This window comes from Bacillus sp. JJ1521, from assembly GCF_036965165.1.
Lineage (GTDB): Bacteria > Bacillota > Bacilli > Bacillales > Bacillaceae_L > Ferdinandcohnia.
Genome location: NZ_JBALOX010000122.1, coordinates 30,426 through 30,907, shown reverse-complemented (window position 1 = coordinate 30,907; position 482 = coordinate 30,426). Strand labels below are relative to the sequence as shown.

Sequence of the window (482 nt, the reverse complement as noted above, 5' to 3'; positions counted from 1 at the left end):
CCTTTATAGAGGGTGATGCTGCTAATAAAAGGATGATAGATTCCAGTAATCATACTATTTGAAGGTGATGACCCGCCCATTACACGTATTTCCTGTAAAAGGTTTAATTCCTCACCATGTTTATTTTTTATTAATTCCTGATATAAATCCTTTAATTGAGGTTCATCCCAGTTTTCTGTGTAGCTCAGGAAAAGAATGCCTTCAGGAGATTCATATTTAGCATAATAGGTAGAGTTATACGTAATTGTGTCTAAGCTTAATAAAATCGGAAGACTACATAATATAAATAAAATGACGATAACTTTTTTTCGCATATTTGTTCTCACTCCCATAAGCCATTTTATCATTCTTGCAATCACCGAATCTCTGTTTTATTTTGCCAGAATGGCTTCGTGGATTATAATGGGAAAAGAAGAATTTAAATTTTATACAGCAGAAGCCCTACTTCTGCTGTATAAAGTTTAAGCCTCAGGCGGATGCCA

The 482-nt window shown here is 34.2% G+C and carries 1 pseudogene; it reads right to left on the bottom strand.

The features are described 5' to 3' along the window. Positions 1–314: pseudogene (locus V7147_RS16610) on the bottom strand (hypothetical protein); the annotation flags it as partial. Between the last annotated feature and the right edge of the window lie 168 nt (positions 315–482).